At 35.6% G+C, this 836-nt stretch carries 1 protein-coding gene; it reads right to left on the bottom strand.

Annotated elements, in window-relative coordinates; all coding sequences use genetic code 11:
• Window positions 1-77: 77 nt before the first annotated feature.
• Window positions 78-836, bottom strand: a 759-nt coding sequence (locus tag JF53_RS07525) for an IS3 family transposase (RefSeq protein ID WP_053351199.1), incomplete at its 5' end; no start/stop codon positions are given.

Here is an 836-nt window from a genome sequence, read left to right on the forward strand (position 1 = left end):
TGAACTGCCCCCTGTCAAGTAGACAGGTAAAAAAACAAATTTTTTGTGCCATGTATGAATTCCATGCATGGCTTTTCTTATGCTGGAATTCTTAGCCCCATCTTCAACGTCACGCGCTTTGTATTATAAAATTCAATATAAGCCTCAATATCTTTTTCTAATTCTTCAAATGTGTTATAAGTGGTTAATCGATACATCTCTTCCTTGATGATCCCCCAAAAATTCTCCATTGGACCGTTATCAATACATCTACCAACACGTGACATGCTCTGGATAATTTTGTGTTCTTCCACAAAGTTTTTAAATCCATGGGAGGTGTATTGAAAGCCACGATCACTATGAAATAATGTCTTCATTGGAATAATCGTATCTTTAATCTGAGTGACCGTATCACGTACTAAGGCATTGTTATTATGTCGTGATAATTTATAGGCTACAATTTTATTTTCACCATAATCCAAGATGGCACTTAAATATGCTTTCGAATGAACTCCGTACTTGAATTCAGTGACATCTGTTAATAATACTTCCATCGCGTTATAGTCGGCTTGGAATTTTCTATTTAAAACATTTTCAGCTATATGTTGCGGTTTATGTGGCTTATAGGTATAACGCTTCCGGCGAATAACGGCTTTTAAATCTAATAACTGCATCAAGCGATAAACACATTTATGATTCACTTGAGCGTTTAGATAATGATTGAGATAGATTGTGATTCGACGATAACCATAAATCCCTTTATGATCGTCATATACTTTTTGAATGCAGCTGATCAAGTGTCGTAAGCGCTTCTCTGTTTTCGTCGGTTTCCGTTTGACCCATTTATAATAACCTGA

This window comes from Ornithinibacillus contaminans, from assembly GCF_001038425.2.
Lineage (GTDB): Bacteria > Bacillota > Bacilli > Bacillales > Amphibacillaceae > Ornithinibacillus > Ornithinibacillus contaminans.